General features: G+C 57.6%; 1 protein-coding gene. It reads left to right on the top strand.

Annotation, left to right across the window (positions count from 1 at the left end; genetic code table 11):
- Nucleotides 1-184: 184 nt before the first annotated feature.
- Nucleotides 185-819 (top strand): LGFP repeat-containing protein (locus FHE74_RS10570; protein ID WP_425456353.1); only part of this gene is annotated, 635 nt, incomplete at its 3' end.

Genomic DNA, 819 nt, shown 5'->3' with positions numbered 1-819 from the left:
TGGTGCTGGGGATGTTCCTGATATCGCACCTATTGATGGTCCGTTCGCCCAGTGGGGAATCCCTACCCCTCCTGGGGCTGAAGGATATGAAGTCAATCAGGTCGAAGACAAAGACCTCAACCCCCGTGGTCTTGATGAGTGGCACCCCACGGTTAATCCGAAGGATCGGGTTATCCCAGGCCAGATGCGCTCAGATAAGGAACCTATACCTGCTGGTATCAGCAAGGCTGAAGCCGACAAGGCCGAGGTACGGGAAGCTAAGCTGACCAATCCTGAGGCGCCGACGTTGAATGCTCGCCCGGGGTGTGGGGTGTATTGGCCTACCTGGTTTGAAGTCTGTGGGGCCATCAAAAACAAATACGACCAGATCGGCGGGCCACTCAGCTTCCTGCTTCTTCCGAAATCCAACGAGCTGACCAACCCTGACGGGGTGGGGCGTCGTTCGGAATTCATCAACGGTTTCATCTACTGGCACCCACACACCGGGGCACACAGTGTCAGCCTGCCGGTATCTACCGTGTGGGCACGCCACGGGTGGGAAGGCGGCTTCCTTGGATACCCCACCACCAGCGACATTCCCCAGGGTGGTGATTGGTATAAGCAGGACTTCCAAGGCGGTCACGTCTACACCCATAATGCGCTGCCGCCGGTCCAGTCCAGTATCCAGGGGGCGATTTATGACAAGTGGCAATCCATGGGAGCCCAAAACAGCGACCTCGGATACCCCATCAGTGATGAGCTGACCACCCCTGACGGGCGAGGACGCTACAACGTCTTTGAAGGCGGCATGATCTACTGGACCCCAGAAACCGGAGCACA

Origin of the sequence: Corynebacterium tapiri (assembly GCF_006334925.1) — a bacterium.
Classification (GTDB): domain Bacteria; phylum Actinomycetota; class Actinomycetes; order Mycobacteriales; family Mycobacteriaceae; genus Corynebacterium; species Corynebacterium tapiri.
The sequence above is the reverse complement of the archived record's forward strand: the minus strand, read 5'-3'. Positions and strand labels throughout refer to the sequence as shown.